Source organism: Cryobacterium sp. TMT1-2-2, assembly GCF_004403505.1.
Lineage (GTDB): Bacteria > Actinomycetota > Actinomycetes > Actinomycetales > Microbacteriaceae > Cryobacterium > Cryobacterium flavum.
Window position 1 is genome coordinate 234,041 of record NZ_SOGS01000003.1, and the last position, 22,915, is coordinate 256,955.

The 22,915-nt window shown below is 63.0% G+C and carries 19 protein-coding genes and 3 tRNA genes; 13 read left to right on the forward strand and 9 right to left on the reverse strand.

Going from position 1 to position 22,915, the window contains the following annotated elements:
- The first annotated feature begins 400 nt into the window (after positions 1-400).
- The 8 genes from dnaN (at position 401) to E3T35_RS03395 (ending at position 8,780) form a co-directional block, all read left to right on the forward strand.
- Positions 401-1,558, forward strand: coding sequence for a DNA polymerase III subunit beta (gene dnaN / locus E3T35_RS03360; protein WP_134377875.1), 1,158 nt, complete (start codon positions 401-403; stop codon positions 1,556-1,558).
- Between the two features lie 5 nt (positions 1,559-1,563).
- Positions 1,564-2,730: a DNA replication/repair protein RecF gene (gene recF / locus E3T35_RS03365; RefSeq protein WP_104129821.1), complete on the forward strand. Its 1,167-nt coding sequence runs from the start codon at positions 1,564-1,566 to the stop codon at positions 2,728-2,730.
- The gene (locus E3T35_RS03370; protein WP_134344756.1) at positions 2,723-3,262 is read left to right on the forward strand and encodes a DUF721 domain-containing protein; all 540 of its coding nucleotides are present in this window, start codon (positions 2,723-2,725) and stop codon (positions 3,260-3,262) included. The genes recF and E3T35_RS03370 overlap by 8 nt, the downstream gene beginning before the upstream one ends.
- A gap of 120 nt (positions 3,263-3,382) precedes the next feature.
- Entirely contained in the window at positions 3,383-5,401 is a 2,019-nt protein-coding gene (gene gyrB, locus E3T35_RS03375) for a DNA topoisomerase (ATP-hydrolyzing) subunit B (RefSeq protein WP_134344757.1), read from the forward strand.
- A gap of 67 nt (positions 5,402-5,468) precedes the next feature.
- A complete protein-coding gene (gene gyrA, locus E3T35_RS03380; RefSeq protein WP_241988719.1) occupies positions 5,469-8,033 on the forward strand; it encodes a DNA gyrase subunit A in 2,565 nt (854 codons plus the stop codon).
- Positions 8,026-8,430, forward strand: coding sequence for a DUF3566 domain-containing protein (locus E3T35_RS03385; protein WP_092338380.1), 405 nt, complete (start codon positions 8,026-8,028; stop codon positions 8,428-8,430). Before gyrA ends, E3T35_RS03385 begins: the two co-directional genes overlap by 8 nt.
- A 135-nt stretch (positions 8,431-8,565) precedes the next feature.
- Positions 8,566-8,639: transfer RNA gene (locus E3T35_RS03390), tRNA-Ile, on the forward strand.
- Positions 8,640-8,707: 68 nt separating this feature from the next.
- Positions 8,708-8,780: transfer RNA gene (locus E3T35_RS03395), tRNA-Ala, on the forward strand.
- 222 nt (positions 8,781-9,002) lie between these two features.
- Here the strand turns inward: E3T35_RS03395 and E3T35_RS03400 are convergent.
- Positions 9,003-9,530: a hypothetical protein gene (locus E3T35_RS03400; protein WP_092338382.1), complete on the reverse strand. Its 528-nt coding sequence runs from the start codon at positions 9,528-9,530 to the stop codon at positions 9,003-9,005.
- Positions 9,531-9,682: 152 nt separating this feature from the next.
- On the opposite strand from E3T35_RS03400, the gene E3T35_RS03405 reads away from it, so the two are divergent.
- Together E3T35_RS03405 and E3T35_RS03410 are read left to right on the forward strand one after the other, a co-directional pair.
- A complete protein-coding gene (locus E3T35_RS03405) occupies positions 9,683-10,222 on the forward strand; it encodes a peptidylprolyl isomerase (RefSeq protein ID WP_134344759.1) in 540 nt (179 codons plus the stop codon).
- A 20-nt stretch (positions 10,223-10,242) separates the two neighbouring features.
- A complete protein-coding gene (locus tag E3T35_RS03410; protein ID WP_092338386.1) occupies positions 10,243-11,076 on the forward strand; it encodes a rhomboid family intramembrane serine protease in 834 nt (277 codons plus the stop codon).
- A gap of 152 nt (positions 11,077-11,228) precedes the next feature.
- On the opposite strand, the gene E3T35_RS03415 is transcribed toward E3T35_RS03410, so the two are convergent.
- On the reverse strand, positions 11,229-11,474 hold the full coding sequence (locus E3T35_RS03415) for a cell division protein CrgA (protein ID WP_092338388.1): 246 nt from the start codon (positions 11,472-11,474) through the stop codon (positions 11,229-11,231).
- Between the two features lie 80 nt (positions 11,475-11,554).
- On the opposite strand from E3T35_RS03415, the gene E3T35_RS03420 reads away from it, so the two are divergent.
- Positions 11,555-12,373: a class E sortase gene (locus tag E3T35_RS03420; protein WP_241987680.1), complete on the forward strand. Its 819-nt coding sequence runs from the start codon at positions 11,555-11,557 to the stop codon at positions 12,371-12,373.
- A gap of 167 nt (positions 12,374-12,540) precedes the next feature.
- Positions 12,541-13,179 carry an aminodeoxychorismate/anthranilate synthase component II gene (locus E3T35_RS03425; RefSeq protein WP_092338390.1) on the forward strand — a complete coding sequence of 213 codons (639 nt, stop codon included), beginning with the start codon at positions 12,541-12,543 and terminating at the stop codon, positions 13,177-13,179.
- Between the two features lie 51 nt (positions 13,180-13,230).
- Here E3T35_RS03425 and pknB read toward each other — a convergent pair whose 3' ends face one another.
- From pknB to E3T35_RS03460, 7 genes are all read right to left on the reverse strand, one after another.
- A complete protein-coding gene (gene pknB / locus E3T35_RS03430; RefSeq protein WP_134344760.1) occupies positions 13,231-14,925 on the reverse strand; it encodes a Stk1 family PASTA domain-containing Ser/Thr kinase in 1,695 nt (564 codons plus the stop codon).
- A gap of 77 nt (positions 14,926-15,002) precedes the next feature.
- Positions 15,003-16,709 (reverse strand): protein kinase, encoded by a 1,707-nt coding sequence (locus E3T35_RS03435; RefSeq protein ID WP_134377877.1) that lies wholly within the window; start codon positions 16,707-16,709, stop codon positions 15,003-15,005.
- The gene (locus E3T35_RS03440) at positions 16,706-18,157 is read right to left on the reverse strand and encodes a penicillin-binding protein 2 (protein WP_092338396.1); all 1,452 of its coding nucleotides are present in this window, start codon (positions 18,155-18,157) and stop codon (positions 16,706-16,708) included. Before E3T35_RS03440 ends, E3T35_RS03435 begins: the two co-directional genes overlap by 4 nt.
- A complete protein-coding gene (locus E3T35_RS03445; RefSeq protein WP_134344762.1) occupies positions 18,158-19,546 on the reverse strand; it encodes an FtsW/RodA/SpoVE family cell cycle protein in 1,389 nt (462 codons plus the stop codon).
- Positions 19,539-20,774 carry a PP2C family serine/threonine-protein phosphatase gene (locus E3T35_RS03450; protein WP_092338400.1) on the reverse strand — a complete coding sequence of 412 codons (1,236 nt, stop codon included), beginning with the start codon at positions 20,772-20,774 and terminating at the stop codon, positions 19,539-19,541. Before E3T35_RS03450 ends, E3T35_RS03445 begins: the two co-directional genes overlap by 8 nt.
- A gap of 3 nt (positions 20,775-20,777) precedes the next feature.
- Positions 20,778-21,365, reverse strand: a complete 588-nt coding sequence (locus tag E3T35_RS03455; protein WP_092338402.1) for an FHA domain-containing protein — start codon at positions 21,363-21,365, stop codon at positions 20,778-20,780.
- Positions 21,362-22,120, reverse strand: a complete 759-nt coding sequence (locus E3T35_RS03460; RefSeq protein WP_104089973.1) for a DUF3662 and FHA domain-containing protein — start codon at positions 22,118-22,120, stop codon at positions 21,362-21,364. Before E3T35_RS03460 ends, E3T35_RS03455 begins: the two co-directional genes overlap by 4 nt.
- 441 nt (positions 22,121-22,561) lie before the next feature.
- On the opposite strand from E3T35_RS03460, the gene E3T35_RS03465 reads away from it, so the two are divergent.
- Positions 22,562-22,645, forward strand: a tRNA-Leu gene (locus E3T35_RS03465).
- The last annotated feature ends 270 nt before the right edge of the window (positions 22,646-22,915 follow it).

Consider the following 22,915-nt stretch of genomic DNA (forward strand, 5'->3'; position numbering starts at 1 on the left):
CGAACGAGTTCTGACCCGGAGGGGCTGAAATTTTTTTAGTTTTCACACCTGTGGATAACCCTGTGGAATTAACTCACACAACCGGTCGTCGCCTGTAGAAACTCGAGGCCTGCCTGTAGAAACTTGTAATTATCACGAGTTGCGCTTGCTCAAACGAATGACAAACTTCCACAGCTCGCCCACAACTTACAAACGTGTAGTTCCCAATGTCTGAGCGGTTTTCACAGAGTTATCCACAGTTTCCACAACGGTTAAGAAGATTAACAAGAATTCTTTAACCTTGATCCAGCCGACAACCTTGAGAGCCGGGGCCCTCAGAGCAGCACGGTAACGAATAGACCTGTGACAACAGCTAGCATTGAGGCCCACCCATCCGCCCGTCGAACGCAAGGAATGTTTCGTGAGATTTCAGGCCAATCGGGATGTCTTCAGCGAAGCAGTTTCCTTCGCGGTCAAACTTCTGCCCCAACGCACGACGCTGCCGATTCTGAGTGGTGTACTCATCGAGGCGACAGCAACGGGCTTGATTCTGTCGTCGTTCGACTACGAGGTCTCTGCCCAGACCGAGATCGTCGCCGAAGTTGAAGAGACCGGAAAAGTTCTCGTCTCCGGCCGGCTCCTCGCCGAAATCGCCAGCCGTCTCCCCAACGCTCCTGTTCGGTTTTCCACGGAAAATTCGCGCATCAAGGTCAACTGTGGCTCGGCCACCTTCACCCTGCTGTCCATGCCGGTTGAGGAATACCCGAGCATTCCCGTGGTCACCACCCAGTCCGGCCTCGTACCGGCTGAGGAATTTGCTGCGGCTGTCGCTCAGGTTGCCGTCGCTGCCTCGCGGGACGACGTCACCCCAGTCATCACCGGGGTGCAGCTCGAGGTCACCGAAAATAGCCTCAGCCTCGTAGCCACCGACCGGTACCGTGTCGCGGTTCGGGAAATCGACTGGGATCCGGGCAGCAACACCGCCCCCCATGAAGCAGGAACGATCACCGCACTCGTGCCGGCCCGTACCCTGCAGGAGGTCGGTAAGACTTTCGGTCACAGCGGAACCATTTCGGTTTCTATCACCAATAGCGACGACCGCGAACTGATCGCGTTCACCGCGAACAAGAAGACCGTCACGTCGCTGCTGATCAAGGGTAATTTTCCTCCCGTTCGTCGCCTGTTCCCGGCCACCGTTGACAACTACGCGGTGATGAACACGGCGGACCTGATCGAAGCCACCCGCCGTGTGCAGCTCGTGTTGGAACGTGAGGCCGCGCTGCGCTTCACTTTCGACGCCTCCGGAGTCACCCTCGAAGCCGTAGGATCCGAGCAGGCCCAGGCTTCGGAAACCATCGATGCCATTCTCTCCGGCACCGAGACCGTCGTCTCACTCAAGCCGCAGTTTCTCCTGGACGGGCTCAGCGCTGTGCACTCCGAATTCGTGCGCATCTCGTTCACGAAAACGGAAAACCCGAATAAGCCCGGGCCGGTATTGATCACCAGCCAGACCTCGCGCGAGCAGGCCGGAGTGGACAGCTACAAATACCTGCTGCAGCCCAACCTGCTCCTGCGCTAACAACGGTGCGAGTTACTCACCTCTCGCTGACCGACTTTCGCAACTATGCGAACGCCGAGGTTGGTTTCGTTCCGGGCCCGAACCTCATCGTCGGCCGGAACGGCCAGGGCAAAACCAACCTGGTCGAAGCGCTCGGCTTTCTCAGCACGCTCGGATCGCACCGAGTCTCCACCGACAAGGCCATGATTCGCTCCGGGCAGGATGCCGGCATTATTCGGGCCCGACTCGAATACAACGGCCGGGATATCCTCGCCGAAGTGCAGCTGAACCGTTCCGGGCAAAACCGAGCGCAGGTCAACCGGTCAGTCATCAAGACCCGCGATCTGCCCCGCTATTTTTCGAGTGTGGTGTTTGCTCCGGAAGACCTTGCCCTGGTGCGTGGCGACCCTTCGGGGCGTCGTAAGTTTCTCGATCAGCTGTTGGTGCTGCGCAGCCCGCGGCTGGCCGCAGTGCTCAGTGATTACGACCGGGTGCTCAAACAACGCAATACCCTGCTCAAGTCGGCCCGGGCCTCGGGAGTGCGCGGCAACCAACTCTCCACACTCGATATCTGGGACGAACGGCTGGTGGAGTTCGGCTCGGAAATCATCGACGAGCGCGCCAAACTCGTGCAACAGCTTGGTGAACCGTTGCGGGCGGCCTATCGTGCTGTCGTGAATGAAGATCATGGTCCGGCGTTGGTGGCGAGCCTCAGCATCCTGGGCGCCGACGAAGACGCCGATCTCGGCGTTCTCCCGGCCAGCGTCCCGCAATCTGCGGCTTCGGTGGAGTCGTCTACCAATGAGATCTTTCGAACGGCGCTGGTCGGACTGCGAAAACGCGAATTGGAGCGGGGTATCACCCTTGCCGGACCCCACCGCGACGATCTGGTCTTCATGCTCAATGCCTTGCCGGCCAAGGGTTACGCCAGCCACGGGGAGTCGTGGTCGTTCGCACTGTCCTTGAAACTCGCATCCGCTCAGCTGTTGCGGCAGGAGTCAGCCAGCGGTGACCCGGTCCTGATTCTCGATGACGTCTTTGCCGAGCTCGACCTGCAGCGTCGGGCCCGGTTGGCCGCTGCGATCGGGTCGTTCGAACAGGTTTTGATTACCGCCGCGGTACTCGAGGATGTTCCGCCCGCCCTCGTTGCGCACACTATTCACATTCATGCCGGAGCGGTCATCGATGGCTGAAGAAAATGTTCCACGTGAAACAACTGGGACCGTCGGTTCGGTGGAATCGGGTACCAGTGAAGCAGCGCAGGTCTATCTGCGCTTCAAGAGTGTTTTCGGTGATCCCAACGCCAGACGCTCACGCGGCCGTAAGCGAATTGCGCCAGTCGTCGGCTCGAGTGTTCCCTTCGGGATCGGCCGCGACCCGCGAGGTCTGGGTGACACGATCAATTCGCTGACCATGCAGTTGGGCTGGAATTCACCGCTGGCCCAGTCCGAACTTCTGGCGTCCTGGACCGAGCTGGCCGGTGAAGAAACCGCCAACCATTCGACCCCGGCCGGTATCGATGACGGTGTGCTCACGGTGCACTGTGAATCCACGGCCTGGGCCACCCAATTGCGCCTGATGCGCAATGTGATCATGGAACACATTGCGCATCGGTACCCAGACGCGGGCATTCAATCAATTCGTTTCCAAGGGCCCAACGCTCCGTCCTGGAAAAAGGGTCCCAGATCAATTCCAGGGCGTGGTCCGCGCGATACCTACGGGTAACCCGACAATTAAGGTCACCCCTTGAACAAAACGCGTCAAACGGCGATTATGGCCGGTTCGTCTCCCCCCGTTTGGTAGACTGAATGGTCGCCCGTGCGATGGTCAGGAGCCTAATTTCAGATGACAGTTGAACCGACGCCCGAACGCACCTCCCCAGATATATCCCCAGCCGTGGCGGAGCGGGAGCCGGAGCACGAGTACGGTGCCGATGATATCCAGGTACTCGAAGGCCTGGAAGCCGTTCGCAAGCGACCCGGAATGTACATCGGATCCACCGGACCGCGCGGACTGCACCACCTGGTCTATGAGATCGTCGACAACTCCGTCGATGAGGCTCTCGCCGGACACTGCGACACCATTGACATTCGCATTCTCGCCGACGGCGCGATCCGCGTCGAAGACAACGGCCGTGGAATTCCGGTCGATATTCACAAGGCAGAGGGTCGGTCGACCGTTGAGGTCGTGCTGACCGTGCTGCACGCCGGCGGCAAGTTCGGCGGAGGCGGCTACTCCGTCTCCGGTGGCCTGCACGGCGTCGGAAGCTCCGTCGTCAACGCCCTGTCGAGCCGCCTTGAAGTCGAGGTTCGTCGCCAGGGGTTCATCTGGCGCCAGAGTTTCGCCAACGGTGTTCCGAATGCTCCCCTCGAGCAGGGCGAGGCCAACGACGAAACCGGCACGACCATCACCTTCTGGCCGAGTGCGGAAACCTTCGAGACGATCGAGTTCGACTATGAAACCCTGCGCGCACGGTTTCAGCAGATGGGCTTTCTCAATAAGGGACTGCGCCTCACCCTCACTGACGAGCGTGAAGCCCACCGCACCGACGACGGCAAAGTCGTCAGCAACACCTTCAAATATGATCAGGGTCTCGTCGACTACGTCGAGTACTTGAACCGTGCCAAGAAGGCCGACCTGGTCAACGACGAGATCATCTCGTTCGAGTGGGAAGATCACGAGCGCAAGATGGCCCTCGAAGTGGCCATGCAGTGGACCACGGCTTACACCGAGAGTGTGCATACCTACGCGAACACCATCAACACCCACGAGGGTGGCACGCACGAAGAGGGGTTCCGCGCCGCGCTGACCACGCTCGTGAACAAGTACGCCCGGGAGAAAGGCATCCTGAAAGAGAAGGATGACAACCTCACCGGCGATGACGTGCGTGAGGGACTGACCGCGGTCGTATCGATCAAGCTCGCCGAACCGCAGTTCGAGGGCCAGACCAAGACCAAACTCGGCAACACCGAGGCGAAGTCGTTTGTGCAGAAGGTCGCCAACGACCAGCTCACCGACTGGTTCAACCGCAACCCGAACCCGGCACGCGAGATCATCCGCAAATCCCTGCAGGCCTCCAACGCCCGCATGGCAGCCCGCAAGGCCCGTGAAACCGCGCGCCGCAAGGGACTGCTCGAGGGTGGCGGTATGCCGGGCAAGCTCAAGGACTGCCAGAGCAAAGACCCGTCGATTTCTGAGATTTTCATCGTGGAGGGCGACTCGGCTGGCGGTTCAGCAGTGCAGGGCCGTAACCCCGAAACGCAGGCGATTCTGCCGCTGCGCGGCAAGATCCTCAACGTGGAGAAGGCCCGACTCGACCGTGCCCTCGGCAACAACGAGGTGCAGGCCATGATCACCGCGTTCGGCGCTGGCATCGGTGAAGAGTTCAACCCAGACAAGGTTCGTTACCACAAGATTGTTTTGATGGCCGACGCCGACGTCGATGGGCAGCACATCACCACCCTGCTGCTGACCCTGCTGTTCCGTTACATGCGCCCGTTGATCGACCTCGGCTACGTGTACCTGGCCCAGCCGCCGCTGTACCGGCTCAAGTGGAGCAACTCGCCGCACCAGTACGTGTACTCCGACATCGAGCGCGACGCACTCCTCGCCGACGGTGCCGCCGCCGGCAAGCGCATCCCGAAGGACAACGGAATCCAGCGGTACAAGGGCCTCGGCGAGATGGACTACAAGGAGCTGTGGGAAACCACCATGGCCCCCGAATCCCGCACCCTGCTGCAGGTCACCCTGGACGACGCGGCATCCGCCGACGAAATCTTCTCCACCCTGATGGGCGAAGACGTCGAATCACGACGCAACTTCATCCAGAAAAACGCGAAGGACGTGCGTTTCCTTGACATCTGACGACACCACGGGCCAGCCCAACGCCGAAGAGACGGCGGCAACCGCGGCCGCTAAGGCCGCCCACCTCGTGCAGCACGGCAAGATCGACCAGGTCGACCTGCAGCTGGAAATGCAGCGCTCCTACCTCGACTACGCGATGAGCGTCATCGTCGGGCGCGCACTTCCCGACGTGCGTGACGGCATGAAGCCGGTTCACCGCCGCGTGATCTACGCCATGTTCGACGGCGGCTACCGGCCCGACAAGGCGTTCTCCAAGTGCGCCCGCGTCGTCGGCGACGTGATGGGCCAGTTCCACCCGCACGGTGACTCTTCCATTTATGACGCCCTGGTGCGCCTCGTTCAGCCGTGGAGCCTGCGGTATCCGCTCGCCCTGGGCCAGGGAAACTTTGGTTCCCCCGGCAACGATGGTGCCGCTGCCCCGCGATACACCGAAACGAAGATGGCTCCGCTCGCCCTCGAGATGGTGCGCGACATCGACGAAGACACCGTCGATTTTCAAGACAACTACGACGGCCGCACGCTCGAGCCGACCGTGTTGCCGGCCCGTTTTCCGAACCTGCTGGTCAACGGTTCGGTGGGTATCGCCGTCGGTATGGCCACCAACATTCCCCCGCACAACCTGCGCGAGGTTGCTGCTGGTGCCCAGTGGTACCTCGACAACCCCGACGCCGGCCGCGAAGAACTGCTCGAAGCGCTAATTGCGCGCATCAAGGGCCCCGACTTTCCCACCGGCGCGCAGATCCTCGGCGTCAAGGGAATTCAGGATGCCTACCGCACCGGTCGCGGCTCGATCACGATGCGGGCCGTGGTGAGCATCGAAGAGATTCAGGGGCGCACCTGCCTGGTGATCACCGAGCTGCCCTACCAGGTGAACCCGGACAACCTGGCGATCAAGATCGCCGACCTGGTCAAGGACGCCAAGATCACCGGCATCGCGGACATTCGCGATGAGACTAGTGGTCGCACCGGCCAGCGCCTCGTGATCGTGCTCAAGCGCGATGCCGTTGCCAAGGTAGTTCTGAACAACCTGTACAAGCACACCCAGCTGCAGGAGAACTTCGGCGCCAACATGCTCGCCATCGTCGACGGCGTGCCGCGCACCCTCTCCCTCGATGGCTTCATCTCGGCCTGGGTTGCGCACCAGATCGAGGTCATCGTTCGGCGCACCCAGTTCCGCCTGAATAAGGCTGAAGCGGATGCCCACATCCTGCGCGGCTACCTCAAGGCGCTGGACGCACTCGACGAGGTGATCGCGCTCATCCGTCGGTCCAACACTGTCGACGACGCCCGCGAAGGCCTGATAGCCCTGCTCGACGTGGACAAGCTGCAGGCCGACGCGATTCTCACCATGCAGCTGCGCCGTCTCGCCGCTCTGGAACGTCAGAAGATCATCGACCAGGCCGCCGAACTCGAACTGCAGATCGCTGAGTTCAAGTCGATCCTGGCCAGCCCCGAGCGCCAGCGCACGATCATCAGCGAAGAACTCGCCGAGATCACCGCCAAGTTCGGCGACGACCGCCGCACCGAGATCATGTTCGGTTTCGACGGCGACATGTCGATCGAAGACCTCATTCCCGAAGAGGAGATGGTAGTCACCGTCACCCGCGGCGGCTACATCAAGCGCACCCGCAGCGACAACTACCGCAACCAGCACCGTGGCGGCAAGGGTGTCAAGGGTGCCCAGCTGCGCGCCGACGACGTGGTCGAACACTTCTTCGTCACCACGACGCATCACTGGCTGCTGTTCTTCACCAACACCGGCCGGGTCTATCGGGCCAAGGCCTATGAGGCGCAGGAATCGGGACGGGACGCCAAGGGCCAGCACGTCGCCAACCTGCTCGCCCTGCAGCCGGGTGAAGAAATCGCGCAGATCCTCGACATTCGCGACTACGAGGTGGCCCAGTATCTGACCCTCGCCACCCGCGACGGCCTGATCAAGAAGACCGCGCTCAGTGAGTACGACACCAACCGCACTGGCGGCATTATTGCGATCAAGCTACGTGAGGGCGACGAGCTCGTCTCCGCGCTGCTGGTCGAAGATGATTCCGACCTGCTGCTGGTCTCTCGCAAGGGCATGTCGATTCGCTTCACCGCCACCGATGAGGCGCTGCGCCCGATGGGCCGCAGCACGTCGGGCGTGATCGGAATGCACTTTCGCGGCGAGGACACCCTGCTGGACGCATCCGTTATCAATGATGACGGCTACGTCTTCGTGGTGACCGAGGGTGGTTACGCCAAGCGCACCGCCGCTGACCAGTACCGCCTGCAGAATCGTGGGGGCCTCGGCATCAAGGTGGCCAAGCTCAACGACGACCGCGGTGATCTGGTTGGCTCGTTGATTGTGAACCCCGAGGACGAGGTCCTTGTGGTTCTTGCCAGCGGCAAGGTGGTACGCTCATTCGTCGCCGAGGTTCCAGCCAAGGGCCGGGACACGATGGGCGTTGTGTTCGCGAAATTCGCGGATGAAGATCGAATCATTTCCATCGCGAAAAACATCGAACGTAATCTGGTCGCCACGGACGAAGAGGGCGCAGCGGTTGCCGATGCCACGGTTGGTACCGTCGACACCAGTGCTGCAGAGGGCACTGCTCCGAACGCGGATTCAGGGAAAGTAGAGACACCGAATGAGTAGCGTCGCCGAAAAGCTCGCCAAGAAATCCACTCGCAAGACCGCGAGCAAGCAGGTTCGCCTCAAACTGGTCTACGTCGACTTCTGGTCGAGCGTGAAGCTGTCATTCCTGGTGGCGGTCTGCCTGGCTATCGTCACGATCGTGGCCACCTTCTTCACCTACACCGTGCTGGTGCAGACCGAGGTGCTGACCAAGGTCGACGAGCTGTACGCGACCGTCGCGGGAGAATCGGCCGACCTGGCCGCCATCCTCTCCATCGGCAACGTCATGGGCTTCGCAGTCGTCGTGGCGGTTCTGAACATGGTTGTGATCACCGCCCTCGGTGCCATCTACGCGGTGCTCTACAACCTGAGCGTTAAAATAACCGGCGGCTTGCTCGTCGGCTTCACGAATAACTAGTTTTTCCGAACGATCGAGGGCTGTTTCTCCCCAAAAACAGCCCTCGCAGCCCGATTCGAGTAATTCTTCCGCCTGGACGGGTGGCTCGATTTCAGGTTCCGGCCAGATTCCGGTAGTCTCTAATCTGCCCAAGAGGGGGATATAGCTCAGTTGGTTAGAGCGCTTCACTGATAATGAAGAGGTCCCAGGTTCAAATCCCGGTATCCCCACGCAGCACCAGATTCACCACTTCTCACCCGCTTCTGCCGGCTTATCCATTCGTGCCGGTCGGGTAATTGGGGCCATAGCTCAATTGGTAGAGCGCCTGCTTTGCAAGCAGGAGGTCCGGGGTTCGATTCCCCGTGGCTCCACACGCAGGTGAAGGGCCCGTCTTCGGACGGGCCCTTCTTTTTGCCCGAGCGTGATGCCTCAGCTCACGAATCTGTTGCCTGCGTGACCGGCCGGCGCCGGGCATCCGCTGGGATGTCGTGTGTACGGCTCCCAGCAGGGCCGTGTCGGCCGCATCCGCCGTTAACGCGGCAGGGCCCGCATCCGGTGGATGCGGGCCCTGCACGAGCGGACGAGCGTCTGCTCTAGTCTTCCTGCCTGGCGGCTGGTTCAACCTCGTCGTCGGCGACCCAGAGCTCGTCGTCGGCACGGAAGGTCTGCCAGACGGCGTAGGCGACGCCTACGGCGGCGACCACGGCCAGGCCGAGGGCGAAGTAGGTTCCGGCTCCGGGGCCCTTGGGTTCGACCACAACCGGCTTCTGCAGACGGAGGCGACCTAATGCAGCGCGCACTCGGGCGTCGCGGGCGACGTCACCGACGGACATGACCGTGCCTATGGCGGTACCGATTCCGGGGAGAACGTCGTTGACGACGCGGCGGCGCACGCCGTCAGCGGCTTCCTGGGTGGCGTTCACGCTCGGGCGAACGTAGTGGTCGTAGCTCTCGCGTACGCGCGGAGCTACTTCTTCGCGAGCAAGAATACCGGCCTGGTGACCGGCCTGACGAGCGAGAACGTTTGCTCGCTCCAGTACTTCTTGCTGGTGGCTCCATAGTTCGTCTGCGCTTTTGCGCAGCCGAGTGAGTTCCTTGCGGCGCTTGCGTGACAGGCTCATCTGGACCCTCCATCGATGTCGTGTGGCGAATGTGTCTCTATCTTGCCACTGAGTGCCCATCTTGCCACTCAATCGCGGAGTTGCCAGCGAATGCACTGGGAGCGCACGGCGGCAATCAGATTCGGTCGAGGTAGCTGTGCAAGAATCGGTGTATGTCTAAGCACACTGCTGTCGCCACCCTGAACACTACCCTCGGACCGATCAAGGTCAACCTCTTCGGCAATCACGCGCCGAAGACGGTCAAGAACTTCGTCGGCCTCGCGACCGGCGAACTCGAGTGGAAGCACCCCGCCACCGGCGTCGCCTCCACCACGCCGCTCTACGACGGCACGATCTTTCACCGCATCATCAAAGACTTCATGATTCAGGCCGGCGACCCGCTCGGCCAGGGCACCGGTGGCCCCGGCTACCAGTTCGATGACGAAATCAACCCCGACCTCGACTTCACCAAGCCGTACGTGCTCGCCATGGCCAACGCGGGAATCCAGGGCGGCCACGGCACGAACGGGTCACAGTTCTTCATCACCGTCGTTCCGACCACCTGGCTGCAGGGCAAGCACACCATCTTTGGTGCCGTTGAAGACGAAGACAGCCGCGCGATCGTCGCCAAGCTTGCCACGGTCGCTACCGACGGTCGGGACCGCCCCCTCGAAGACGTCAAGATTCTGACCGTCTCCGTCGAGAACGTCTAACCAGTACCTCTGCACAGAAAATGAGTGATCTGCCGGCCTCGGCGGCGAATTTTTGTTACCGTCATCCGGGGCGGCAGAGCTTCATTCTGTGCCAGCGTTGCGGCCGCACCATCTGCGCCGAATGCCAGACCCAGGCCGCTGTCGGGGTCATCTGCCCCGAGTGCATGAAGGAACAGCGCAAGAACGCACCCCGCACCAAACCGGCGGTGCTCACCCGACTGACCGCCGGGAAGCCTGCCGTGACGTATTCCATAATTGGAATAACGCTCGTCGTGTACCTTCTGCAGTTCGTTTTCGGCAATCAGATCACCAACTTGCTGATCTACGCAGGCTTCTTCTCCCAGCCAGGCAGTTTTGAACCCTGGCGCATGCTCACCACCGCCCTCGCACACGGCTCTATCTTCCACGTGCTGCTGAATATGTACACGCTGTGGATCTTCGGGCAGCTCCTGGAACCTCTGCTCGGCCGAGGCCGCTACTTGGCGCTGTATCTGCTGAGTGCGCTGGCCGGTTCACTCGGGGTGCTGTTTTTGGCGGATCCCTTCACTCCCGTGGTGGGGGCATCCGGTGCGATCTTCGGCCTGATGGGCGCGTTCCTGGTGATTCAACGCCGACTCGGCGGCAATGCCACCCAGTTGCTCGTGCTGGTCGGTATCAACCTCGTGATCGGGTTCATTCCAGGCCTGAATATTGCCTGGCAGGCGCACGTCGGCGGAATCATCGGCGGTGCGGTGCTCGGCCTCATCTTCGTGCAGACCCGGCGCATCCGTCAGAAGCCCCTGCAGGTGGGGCTGATCGGCGCGTTCGCCGCACTGTTGGTGCTGCTGAGCTTCGCGCGCTTCTTCGTGAGTTAACCGACCGAGCGCTGCGCGAGGGCGAGTTATCCACAGGTCTATCCACATGGGGATAATTACACCCGTGTCATTACCCTTGTTATTACGCCGTGGTGACGCAGCGGTAACGGATCAACGTTCATTGGCCGAACAGTTGGTGCAGGGTCGCCGGGCTAACGCCAGCGCGTGGTCATCAGGAAGCCGATGAAGGCGATCCCGAAGCCGACCAGAATGTTCATGGCGCCAAGCCCCGCAATGGGAAGCTGGCTGCCGCTGACGTAGAACACGATGATCCAGGCGAGGCCGAGGAGCATGAAACCGAACATGACCGGCTTGAACCAGACGGCATTGGGCGCGTCCTCGTTCGAGCGGGCAACGTCGGTGCGGGCGGGCCGGGTGCGGGGATTCTTACGTGCCATTCTGCGATCCTAGCGTCTTCGCCTGTTTGAGTGGATTTGACGCGAGGTCTGGTACCCGTTCAGGTCGGTAGACTCGCACTATGTGTCCCCAGGCCGACGATCCCACCGAGATCGTCACCAAGCGCCCGCGCCGGGCGAAATCAGGCAAAATTAGCGTGCTCGGCGTGCTCGGCGAACTGCTCATCACTGCGGGCGCACTCGTGTTGCTGTTTTTGGGCTGGCAGCTTTGGTGGAATGACATGATCATGGCCAACTCGCAGTCCGATGCTGCCAGTCAGATCAGCCAGGACTGGATCCAACAGGACACGTCGACGCCCGAACCGGTGCCAACGACTGACCCGGCAGAACCGAGTGCAGAACCTGCACCGGTTGGCTACGGAGCACCAATGGTGGCTACCGCTCCGGCCAATGCCCAGGCATTCGCCGTGTTGTATGTGCCACGGTTCGGCGCTGACTATCACCGCACCATTGCTGAGGGCACTGGCCACGACGTTCTGAACAGCAACCGCCTGGGAATCGGGCACTACGACGGCACTCAGATGCCCGGTGGGGTGGGCAATTTCGCCATCGCCGCCCACCGCAGCGCCTTCGGCGGCGGCATGCACCTGATCAACGAACTTCAGCTCGGTGACGCCATCTATGTGCAGACCGCCGACGGCTATTACACCTACCGGTATCGCGATACCGAGTACGTGGCGCCCTCTCAGGTGCAGGTGCTGGCATCCGTTCCGAATAATCCCGACGCCACTGCTGTCGACCGGATCATCACCCTGACCAGCTGTAATCCGTTGTATTCCACCGCGGAACGCATCATCGCCTACGGCGTGTTCGAGTCGTGGCAGCCGCTTTCGGCCGGCGCACCGGCCGAACTCGCACCGATCATCGCAGCCCAGGGCTAGGAGGCTCCCATCTACGCAGCACTGTGGCGCATTCTTCCCGGGCCAATCTGGGTGCGCATCATTTTGGTTCTGATCCTGTTACTGGCGGTACTCGCCGTGCTGGCCACCTGGGTGTATCCCTGGATCGACGGCATTCTCAACAACCAGGAAGCGACGGTGGGCGGCCCATGACCCGTATTCTCGTGATCGACAACTACGACAGCTTTGTGTACACCCTCAATGGGTACCTCATGGAGCTCGGCGCTGAGACCGATGTCGTGCGCAACGACTCTTTCGACAAAGCGGATGCCGCCTCCCGCATTTCCGACTACGACGGCGTTCTGATCTCACCTGGTCCGGGTAAGCCGTCAGATGCTGGTGTGTCCATTGCCGTGGTCGAGGCGGCACTCGAGGCCGAACTTCCGCTTTTTGGAGTGTGCCTCGGGCACCAGGCCATCGCTGAGGCCTTCGGAGCTACGGTGACCAACGCTGAAGAGCTCATGCACGGCAAGACGTCGCTCATCACGCACGACGGCAGCGACTTCTATGAGGGTGTGCCCCAGCCGTTCACGGCCACCCGGTACCACTCGCTCGCCGTCGTCGCGTCGACCGTTCCGAGCGACCTCGTGGTGACGTCACGCACGCAGGGCGGTGTCATCATGGGGCTACGCCACGCATCCGCTCCCATTCTCGGTGTGCAATTTCACCCGGAATCGGTGCTGACCGAGGGCGGGTACCGCATGCTCGGCAACTGGCTGGCCCTGACCGGCCTCGCGGGCGCCCAGGAGACCGCAAAGTCCCTGCATCCCCTGCTGCGCCTCACCTGACGTCTCCTTCTGCACGGGGCCCAAGCCCCGTCCAGAAGGAGCGGGAGGGGGCTAGGAGCCGGCGCAGTAGGTGAGCGTGATGTCCGAGCGCTGGGGGACATCGCCCGGCGCCAGGGACTGCGCCTTGATCGGGGAACCGGACTCTTGGGCGCAGGTGGGATCGGGCTTGGAGACGGGCGCGAGGCCATTGCTGCTGACCAGATCGATCGCGGCGACGAGTGACTGACCGGTGAGATCCGTCAACGTGACCAGTCCGCTCGACACGATGTAGTTGATCGTGTCCCCGGCGAATTGCGCGGATGCCGCTGCCGGGTCGGTGCGCAGGACGACGTCGGTGGCCACGGTCGGCGAGTTCTCAGCGGTGACCGACCCGGAGACGAAACCGAGCGCTTCGATAGCGGCCTGGGCATCCGTTATCGTCTGGTTGGTGACATCGGGGACGACGACGGGCACCGGACCGGTCGAAACGAAGACCTTGATCACGTCGGACGGGTTGACGATGGTGCCGGCTGGCGGGTCTGTGCGAATGACCTGATTGGCGGGTACCGTGGTGCTCGACTCTTCGGCACGGGTGGCAGCAAGATCCAGGTCGAGGAGGGTGTTCTGGGCATCATCGTAGGTCTCGCCGGTGAGCGAGGGCACCTGGCGTGAGCTGTCGGGCAGTTCCACCGAGGGTTGCAGATTCGCCACCCAGATCATGACAGCCACGACAATAACGACGACGCAGACGATTCCGGCCCAGACCCAGATCACGGGAGGGCGACGCTGCGTGCGCACCATGGTCTGGTCTTCGGAGAGCTGTTTGAGGGCCAGGGCCGAGCCGGTGATGGCGGTGGGTGCTGCGCCGAACAATCCAGCGCCGACGTCTTCGCCGGCATGATGGATGGGGATCTGGCCGGACCCGGCGGTCTCGACATCGTTGCGGAACTCGACGGCGCTCTGGTAGCGAGCAAAACGGTCCTTGGCCAGGGCGTGCAGCACGACCGAATCGAGGGCCGGAGACACACGGGGGTTGATCGCGGACGGCTTGACCGGCGTCTCACTGACGTGCTGGTAGGCGACGGCCACGGGCGTATCACCGCGGAACGGCGGGCGGCCGGTGAGCATTTCGAACAGCACCACACCGGTCGAGTACAGGTCGGTGCGTGCATCGACGGACTCGCCCTTGGCCTGCTCGGGGGAGAAATAGGCGGCGGTTCCGAGGATCGCGGTGGTTTGGGCCACGGTCGTGGCGGAGTCGGAGATGGCTCGGGCGATACCGAAGTCCATCACCTTCACCTGGCCGGACTTGGTGATCATGATGTTGCCCGGCTTGATGTCGCGGTGTACGACTCCAGCCCGGTGAGAGTACTCTAGGGCGGTCAGTACCCCGTCGATGATGCGCACGGCCTCGATGGAATCGATCGGACCTTCCCCAATGATGTCCTTGAGCAGCCGACCGTCGACGTGTTCCATGACGATGAACGGAATCTGCGAGTCGTGGCCGGACTCATCGGTGACGGTCTCTTCGCCGGCGTCGAACACGCGCACGATCGTCGGGTGAGCCATGCGGGCTGCGGCCTGGGCCTCCTGACGGAAGCGGGTGCGAAAGGCCGGGTCTGCCGCAAGGGTCGACTTCAGCAGCTTGATCGCCACCGTGCGGCCGAGCCGGGAATCGGTGCCGATGTGCACGTCGGACATACCGCCACGGCCGAGCAGGGCGCCGACGCGATAGCGACCCGCGATCAAACGACCAGAGTCAGGCACTACAGCACTCCCCACAATCAGACACTGTATTCGGGACGGACACAGTGAGCGCTACTTTACCGCACGGCATGAGGGAGTTACTCCGTGACAGCTGGGTCGCCCGTGACTTTCACATCGACCGTGGGCGAGAACTCGGAGCTGACCTGACCACAGAAGTAGCGGAACTTGACCTTGAAATTCTCGGTTCCGGCGGTGATGGTGCCCGTCGTCGTTTCCGCGTTGGTCGGGTTCGCCGACGTGATGACGGCGGCACCGCCCTCGGTGGCGATTTCGTAACCGGCCAGGGTTTGGCCGGCCGGGCAGGTCTGCGCGTTCCAGCTGACCGTGACCGTACCGGCGGGGGCCGCAGGCGAGGGCGTCGCCGTCGGGGCCGACGTCGGCGTGCTCGGCGTTGCCACCGGGCCATAGACGGTGAGGACCACGGTGGTGCCAGCCGGAACCGGACCGGTGGGGTTCACCCGGTAGACCTTGTCGACGTTGTCACTGGTCTCGGCGGCATTACCCGTGGCGATGTCAGCCACGAAGCCCATGTCGACGAGCAAAGCTGCGGCTTCGGCGCTTGGCTTGCCGACGAAGTCGTCGGGGTTGACCGAGGTGTTGGTGGGGGTCGGAGTGGGTGTCGGGCTCGGAGTCGGTGTGGGAGACGGCGTGGGCGTGGTCGAGGGTGTCGCCGACGTCGCTGCCGGCACCGGCGTCTCGTTGTTCTGGGTGAACAGCGCGATGAGCGTGCCGGTGAGCACGATTACGAGCAGGGCGACGAGCGCGATGAGTGGCCAGGTCCACTTGCTGCGTTTCTTCTTCTCCGCTTCGGCGGCTGCTGCAGCGGACGCCCGGGTGATGGGGGAACCGGTGGCCGGAAGGATGGTCGTGGCTTGGTCGTTTCCGGCGCCGGGCATGAGCATGGTGGCGCTGGTGGCACTGAGCCCGCCCAGAACGGATGGCACGGCCACGGCAGCCGCGGCCACGTCACCACGACGCAGAGCGGATGCAGCGCGCGCCAGGTGGGCAGCCGACGCCGGCCGGTCGGCCGGGTTCTTGGCCAGGCAGGCGAACACCAGGTTGCGCACCGGCTCGGAGACGGTCACCGGGAGGTCAGGAGCGATCTCATTGATCTGTGCCATGGCGATGGCGACCTGCGACTCGCCCGTGAAAGGACGTCGGCCGGCGAGGGACTCGTACGCGACGATGCCGATGGAGTAGATGTCGGTGGTCGGTGACGCCGGGTGGCCGCTGGCCTGCTCGGGTGAGAGGTACTGCACGGTGCCCATGACCTGGCCGGTCGCGGTGAGCGGAACCTGGTCGGCGATGCGGGCGATACCGAAGTCGGTGATCTTGACCCGGCCCTCCGGCGTGATCAGCAGGTTACCGGGCTTGATGTCGCGGTGTACGAGACCGGCGGCGTGGGCAGCGTGCAGCGCGGCCGAAGTCTGCGCGACGATGTCGAGCACCTTGTCGGTCGGCAGCACGTGCTCGCGCTCGAGGATGGTGGACAGGGCTTCGCCGGGCACGAGTTCCATGACCAGGAAAGCACTGCCGTCTTCTTCGCCGTAGTCGAAGACATTCGCGATGCCTTCGTGGTTGACGAGAGCGGCGTGGCGGGCTTCGGCGCGGAAGCGCTCGAGAAAGCCCGGGTCGCCGAGGTACTCGTCCTTCAAAATCTTGATGGCGACGCTGCGTCCGATGACGAGGTCGGTGGACTTCCACACCTCGCCCATGCCGCCAATCGCAATGCGCGATTGCAGCTCGTATCGTCCCCCGAAGGTGAGGCCTGCTGTGGGTCTCATTTGTTAAGCACCGCCTCTAGTACTTTCTGTGCGACAGGTGCGGCAAGTTTGTTGCCGAACCCGGTTTGTCCTTCTCCCCCGCCGTTCTCGACGAGAACGGTGATGGCATACTGCGGGTCGTTCGCCGGTGCGAAACCGGTGAACCACAACGTGAATGGATCGGTTGATCCGTTCTGAGCCGTGCCTGTTTTTCCCGCCACGTCGACCCCGTCTATTCTTGCATTGCTTGCAGCGCCATCCTGAACGCCGTTGATCATCATCGCGGTGATCGTCGCGGCAGTTTCTTCGCTCATCACCCGTCCGAGTTCGACCGGTTTGAAGGTTTCGATGGCGCTGAGGTTGGGCGCGAGAATTTCCTGCACCAGGTTAGGGGCCATTACGACGCCGCCGTTGGCGATGGCGCCGCTGACCATGGCCATCTGCAGCGGCGTTACCTGCACGTCGAACTGGCCGAACGCCGACTGCGCGGTCTGCGGATCGTCGAGCCCACGCGGATACACGCTCCCGGCGACGTTCATGGGAATGCTGTAGCTGCTGTTGAAGCCGAATTTCTCGGCTGTCTCACGAATAGCGGTGTCACCGAGTTCGACGCCGAGTTCGGCGAACGGAATATTGCAGGACAACCGGAGCGCTGTGGCCAGGGTGACCGTGTCACCTGCGCCGCAGGTGCCCCCGCTGGAGTTTTCGATCTTGCTCGTGGTGCCGGGCGCCGTGTAGACGGCCACGTTGGGAAAGGTGCTTTCCGGGGTGTAGTCGCCCGATTCCAAGGCCGCTGTGGTGACGACGAGCTTGAACACCGACCCGGGAGGGTTGAGCGAATTGATCGCCCGGTCGATCAGTGGGTCGCTCGGATCGGCCAGCAACGCTTCGTAGCTGGCCGTGACCTCGGCATTGTTGTGCACGGTGAGCAGGTTCGGGTTGAAACTCGGCTTGGACACCATGGCCAGGATACGGCCGGTGGCCGGCTCGGTGACGACGACCGATCCGGTGTAATCGCCGAGGGCATCCCAGGCGGCCTGCTGGGCTATCGGATCGATCGTGACCTCGACGGCTGCGCCCTTCGGGTCCTGGCCGGTGACCAGGGCGCTGATCTTGTCAAAGAACTGCGAGTTAGAGGTCCCGGTGAGTTCGGCGTTGAGGGCGAACTCGAGGCCGGTCGGTTCGCCGTTGATCGGGATATACCCGGTGATCGGTGCGTACAGCTCTGGATTGGTATAGGTGCGCAAGAATTTGTAGTCGTCGTCGGCCGGCATCGACTGCGCGATCGGTTCCCCGGCCACGAGGATGGCGCCGCGCTCAACTTGGTAGCTGTCGTAGAGCGTGCGGGTATTGCGTGGGTCGGCCGACAGATTGTCGGCCTGGAAGGCCTGCACGACCGAGGTCGAGCTGAGCAGGGCGACGAACATCAGCATCACGACGATGCTGACGCGCTTGAGTTCGCGGTTCACTTAGACCACCAGCCTGGGTTGGTTGCGCACGGTGTCGGAGAGCCGCAGCAGCAGGGCCGCGATGATCCAGTTGGCCACGAGCGATGAGCCGCCGGCGGCCAGGAACGGCGTGGTCAGACCGGTCAGCGGAATGACCCGGGTGACACCGCCGATGACGATGAAGCACTGCAGTGCAACGACAAAGGCGAGGCCGACAGCGAGGAGCTTGCCGAAGTCATCCTGTCCGGCGAAGCCGATGCGGAAGCCCCGAGCCACGAACAGTAGGTAGAGGGCGAGGATGCCGAACAGCCCGGCGAGCCCGAGTTCCTCGCCGAGGCTCGCGATGATGTAGTCACTCTGCGGTACCGGAGTGATTTCCGGGCGGCCCTGGCCCCAGCCGGTGCCGAGCAGCCCACCTTTGGCGAGGCCGAACAGGCCCTGCACCAGCTGAAAGCTGCCCCCCTTCGCCTCGTAGACGTCTGGATTCAGAGCATCCAGCCAGTTGGTGAACCGGCCGTTGACGTAGTCCAGGGTCTGGCTGGCCAGTAGCGCGCCGCTGAGAAAGAGACCTATGCCCAGGATGACCCAGCTCAGTCGACCGGTGGCGAGGTAGAGCATGACCAGGAACAGGCCGAAGTAGAGCAGGGCGGTGCCGAGGTCGCGCTGAAAGATGATGACTGACATCGACAGGGCCCAGACGATGAGAATCGGTCCGAGGTCGCGAAAGCGGGGAAACCGGGCGCCGAGAAACTTTTTGCCGACCATGGAGAGACTGTCTCGGTTGCGCACGAGATAGCCGGCGAAGAACACGGCGAGGGCGATCTTGGCGATCTCACCGGGCTGGAAGGTGCCGAAATTGCCGAAGCTGATCCACACCCTGGCGCCGCTGATCTCCTTGCCGAGGCCCGGAACGAGCGGCAGAAAGAGCAGGAGCACACCGACGAGACCGGCAATGTAGGTGTACCGAAACAGCACGCGGTGGTTGCGGATGACCAGCAGCACGACGATGGCACTGAAAATAGCCAGGGCACTCCAGACCGTCTGGCGCACGGCCGCGCTCTCCCAACCGCCCTGGTTGTCGGCGATATCGATGCGGTAGATCATGGCGATACCGATGCCATTGAGCACCGTGGCGATCGGCAGGATGAACGGGTCGGCATCGCGGGCGACAAAGCGCAGCACGATGTGCAGGGTGATCACCAGGGCCGACAGGCCGGCGCCGAGCAGCACGAGGGTCGGGTCCAGCTCGCCGAGGGCACCGAGTTGTACGAGCACGACCGCGCTGGCGTTGATGAAGCACGCGATCAGCAGCAGGAACAGTTCGAGGTTGCGCAGTTTCTGCGGGAGGCGCAGGCGACGCACCGGCTCGGTCGCCGCCGGACGCGCCGTTTGAGCGGATGCCTTACTCAACGATGGCCCCCTTCAGTCGCTCGATGATGGCCAGGGCGTCGTCCAGTGAACCGGCATTGATGGTCTGTTCCACCTGCTGGCGGTCATAGACGCGCAGGTCGGACAGGCTCAGCTCGGTGTCTTCGTAGACGCTGGACAGTTTGATCGGACCAATGTCCTGCTGCACGCCCTGATAGATGGCGACGTTCGAACCGTCGACGCCCACGTAGTAGCGGGTCTGGGTCCACTGGTAGCCGATGATCGTGGTCGTGACGATGCTGAGCACCAGCAGAATGACACCGACCAGCCAGGTGACCTTGCGGCGGCGCGCGCGGCGGGCATCCTCTTCGATCAGTTCGGACAGGTAATCCTGCGAATCGGGCTCGAAGTGGGTTTCCCGCACCGGGTGCAGGCGCAGGGCCGGGATGCGCAGGGCACGGTTGCGGCCCGGTTCCTCACCGAAGGCGAGCGGATTCGCGGCGGAACCGACGATGACCGGGCTGTCTGTGCGCGCGGAGCCGTCGCCCGCGCCGATGTCGACGATGACCACGGTGACGTTGTCGGGGGCGCCGCCGTCGAGGCTCTCCTTGACCAGCAGGTCGGCGACATCCTGCGCGCTGGCACCGCTCGCCAGAGCGGAGGCTATGGCGGTGTGCGAGACGACGCCGGTGAGGCCGTCGGAGCAAAGCAGCCAGCGGTCGCCGTCGATCGTGGCCAGAATCGAAGTGTCGATTTCGGGACTCGCCTCGACATCGCCGAGTACGCGCATGAGCACAGAGCGGCGCGGATGCACCATGGCCTCGGCCTCGGTGATGCGCCCGCTGTCAACGAGGCGCTGCACGAAGGTGTGGTCGATGGTGATCTGGGAGAGTTCACGCTCGCGCAGCAGGTAGATGCGCGAGTCGCCGATGTGGGCGATCGCCACCTCGTTCTCAAGCACCACGATGGCACTGACCGTCGTGCCCATGCCGGTGAGTTCGGCGTGTTCGAAGACCGTCTCGGCCAGCTGGGCGTTGGCACCGATCAGGGCGGCCTGCAGAGCGAATTCGGCGTCCTGCGCGCTCGCATAGTGCTTGTCGGCCTCGATGATGCGTTTGGTGGCGATCGACGACGCGACGTCGCCGCCGGCGTGGCCACCCATGCCGTCGGCGACCACAAACAGGCTGCGACCGGCGTACCCGGAGTCCTGGTTGTTGGAGCGAATCTTGCCGACGTGAGACGCGGCTGCGCTATGACTGACCGTCGCCATGACCTACCGCCGAAGCTCGAAGCTGGTGGCGCCGATCTTCACGGTGGCGTTCAGGGGAATTTTGGTCGGCACGGTGACGCGGGAGCCGGCCAGGAAGGTGCCGTTGGTGGAATCCAGGTCTTGCAGCATCCACTCGTCGTTCCAGAGCATGAGACGCGCGTGGTGCGTGGAGGTGTAATCGTCGCGGATGACCAGGCTGGAGTCGCTCGAACGACCGATGGTGATGGTTTCGGCGCCGAGCGGAAACTCCGTGCCGGCCTTCGGGCCGCTCGTGATGACCAGGCGGGTGGTGTTCTGGGCAGTCGCCCTTCCCCCGTCTGCCCCTGAATTCCCGCCCGCCGGGCTGGCGCGCGCGACGGGCGGCGTGAAGGCGTCAGCGGCAGCGGGGGCAGCGACGGGGCCGGGGACGGCGGCGGGAACAGCGGATGCCGGGAATGCGGCGGCGGGGGCGGCGGCATCCGTTTTCATCTTGCGCACGCGCTGGCCGAACAGGTCACTGCGCAGGGCGTAGACGATGCCGAAGATGAACATCCAAAGCAAGAGCAGAAAACCGATGCGCAGCACCAGCAGGGTCAGTTCGCTGACGTTCATGTGTTCGGCCCCCAGAATCCGCCCATATCGTGGCGTTCGGTGGGCGGGTCGGCCGGCGGCGCGGCGCGCGGGTACTCGCGGGAGTCTGGTGAGGCCTGGGCGAGCACGCGGAACACGATGCGGGTGCGACCGATGGTGACGACCGAGTCGGGCTCGAGGATGGCCTGGCTGACCGGGGCGCCATTGAGCTGGGAGCCGTTGGTGGAGCCGAGGTCACGCACCTGGGCGCGCGAGCCGTCCCAGAGGATTTCGACGTGGCGACGCGAGGTGCCGGTGTCGTCGACGGTGATGTCGGCGTCGGAACCACGGCCGATCACGGTGCGGGCCTTGACCAGGGGGTGCCGGGTGCCGTTGATGTCGAGCACCGGGCTCCAGGCGACGTTGCTCTTGACCGAGCTGGAGTCGATCTGCACCATGCCCTCGCTGAGGCTGCGGTCGTCTTGCAGAGTGATATCGATGCCGCCGGTGAACTGGTAGCGCTGCTCGGTGCCGTGCTTTTGCACGAGGGCGGTGAGCTCGTCAATGAGGGTGACGCCGAGCGCGCTCATGCGGGTGTAGTCGGTGTGGGACATGCGCACGGTAAAGCGATTGGGCGCGAGGATGCGATCCCGCGCGACGACAGCGGCCTTGGTGTCGAGCTCACGACGCAGCGCGGAGGTTATTTCCACCGGCTGCAAGCCCGATCGAAAGGTCTTGGCGAACGCTCCGTTGACGGCGCGCTCCAAGCCTTTTTCAAAGTTATCCAGTATGCCCACAGGTCTCCCGATCCGGTCCGTTTGGCTATGAGCATGTTACTTGTCTCGGGCGACAACCCACCTTCAGGGCGCAAACGGCACGAACAGCCATACTACCCGCGGAGGGTCCCGGACCGAATTCGGGGCCCATTATGGGCATTCCGTGGGTATTTTTCGGTAGGTGGCGGGGAGCGGATGCTGCGCGGCCGTTTCGGGCGGTGGCATCCGTTCTCTCCGAGGCTGGCCGAGGCGGGCATCCGTTGTGCCCGCGCCCGATAGGCGGGCTCTCCTGATGGTCGCGCCCGATACCGGTGGGCGCTGCAGTAATTACCGGCGCGGCTACCAATTTCGGGCGCAGTCATGGCTGCGGGGGCCGAGATTGGGCCGATTCAGCCCCCGGACCCGCGCGGCGCGCCGTCGAATGGCGCTGACCCCCCTCGCAGTGTTAGCATTCCTAAGTTCGCGCGAGTGGCGGAATTGGCAGACGCGCTGGCTTCAGGTGCCAGTGTTCGAAAGGACGTAGGGGTTCAAGTCCCCTCTCGCGCACTGTGGGTGTTTCAGGAAATTGAAGTCTCGTTTTCATGAAATCCAAGCGCACAGGCCGGTTGAGTAGAAATACTCGACCGGCCCTCGGTTTTTAACGGTGTTGGCTGGGCCGATCTGGTCGGTTGAGGCGGAGTTGCCCGTTTAAATAGGAAAAGGCCTGCGGGCGGGCAGGCTGAAGCTTTCGGTGCGCGGGTGGTTGGTACTGGAGTGGGTGGCGGCCGTTGTTACTGCGGTGGTGCCAGGGCCGGTAGGGCGCTGTGGGCGCTTAGC

Excerpts from the sequence above, each read along its gene's own strand:
- E3T35_RS03410 (WP_092338386.1), top strand. The coding sequence starts at position 10,243 with ATGAGTGATCTGCCGGCCTCGGCGGCGAATTTTTGTTACCGTCATCCG.
- E3T35_RS03370 (WP_134344756.1), top strand. The coding sequence starts at position 2,723 with ATGGCTGAAGAAAATGTTCCACGTGAAACAACTGGGACCGTCGGTTCG.
- E3T35_RS03405 (WP_134344759.1), top strand. The coding sequence starts at position 9,683 with ATGTCTAAGCACACTGCTGTCGCCACCCTGAACACTACCCTCGGACCG.
- E3T35_RS03385 (WP_092338380.1), top strand. The coding sequence starts at position 8,026 with ATGAGTAGCGTCGCCGAAAAGCTCGCCAAGAAATCCACTCGCAAGACC.
- gyrB (WP_134344757.1), top strand. The coding sequence starts at position 3,383 with ATGACAGTTGAACCGACGCCCGAACGCACCTCCCCAGATATATCCCCA.
- E3T35_RS03455 (WP_092338402.1), bottom strand. The coding sequence starts at position 21,365 with ATGAACGTCAGCGAACTGACCCTGCTGGTGCTGCGCATCGGTTTTCTG.
- E3T35_RS03450 (WP_092338400.1), bottom strand. The coding sequence starts at position 20,774 with ATGGCGACGGTCAGTCATAGCGCAGCCGCGTCTCACGTCGGCAAGATT.
- E3T35_RS03400 (WP_092338382.1), bottom strand. The coding sequence starts at position 9,530 with ATGAGCCTGTCACGCAAGCGCCGCAAGGAACTCACTCGGCTGCGCAAA.
- E3T35_RS03435 (WP_134377877.1), bottom strand. The coding sequence starts at position 16,709 with ATGAGACCCACAGCAGGCCTCACCTTCGGGGGACGATACGAGCTGCAA.
- E3T35_RS03415 (WP_092338388.1), bottom strand. The coding sequence starts at position 11,474 with ATGGCACGTAAGAATCCCCGCACCCGGCCCGCCCGCACCGACGTTGCC.
- E3T35_RS03420 (WP_241987680.1), top strand. The coding sequence starts at position 11,555 with ATGTGTCCCCAGGCCGACGATCCCACCGAGATCGTCACCAAGCGCCCG.
- E3T35_RS03425 (WP_092338390.1), top strand. The coding sequence starts at position 12,541 with ATGACCCGTATTCTCGTGATCGACAACTACGACAGCTTTGTGTACACC.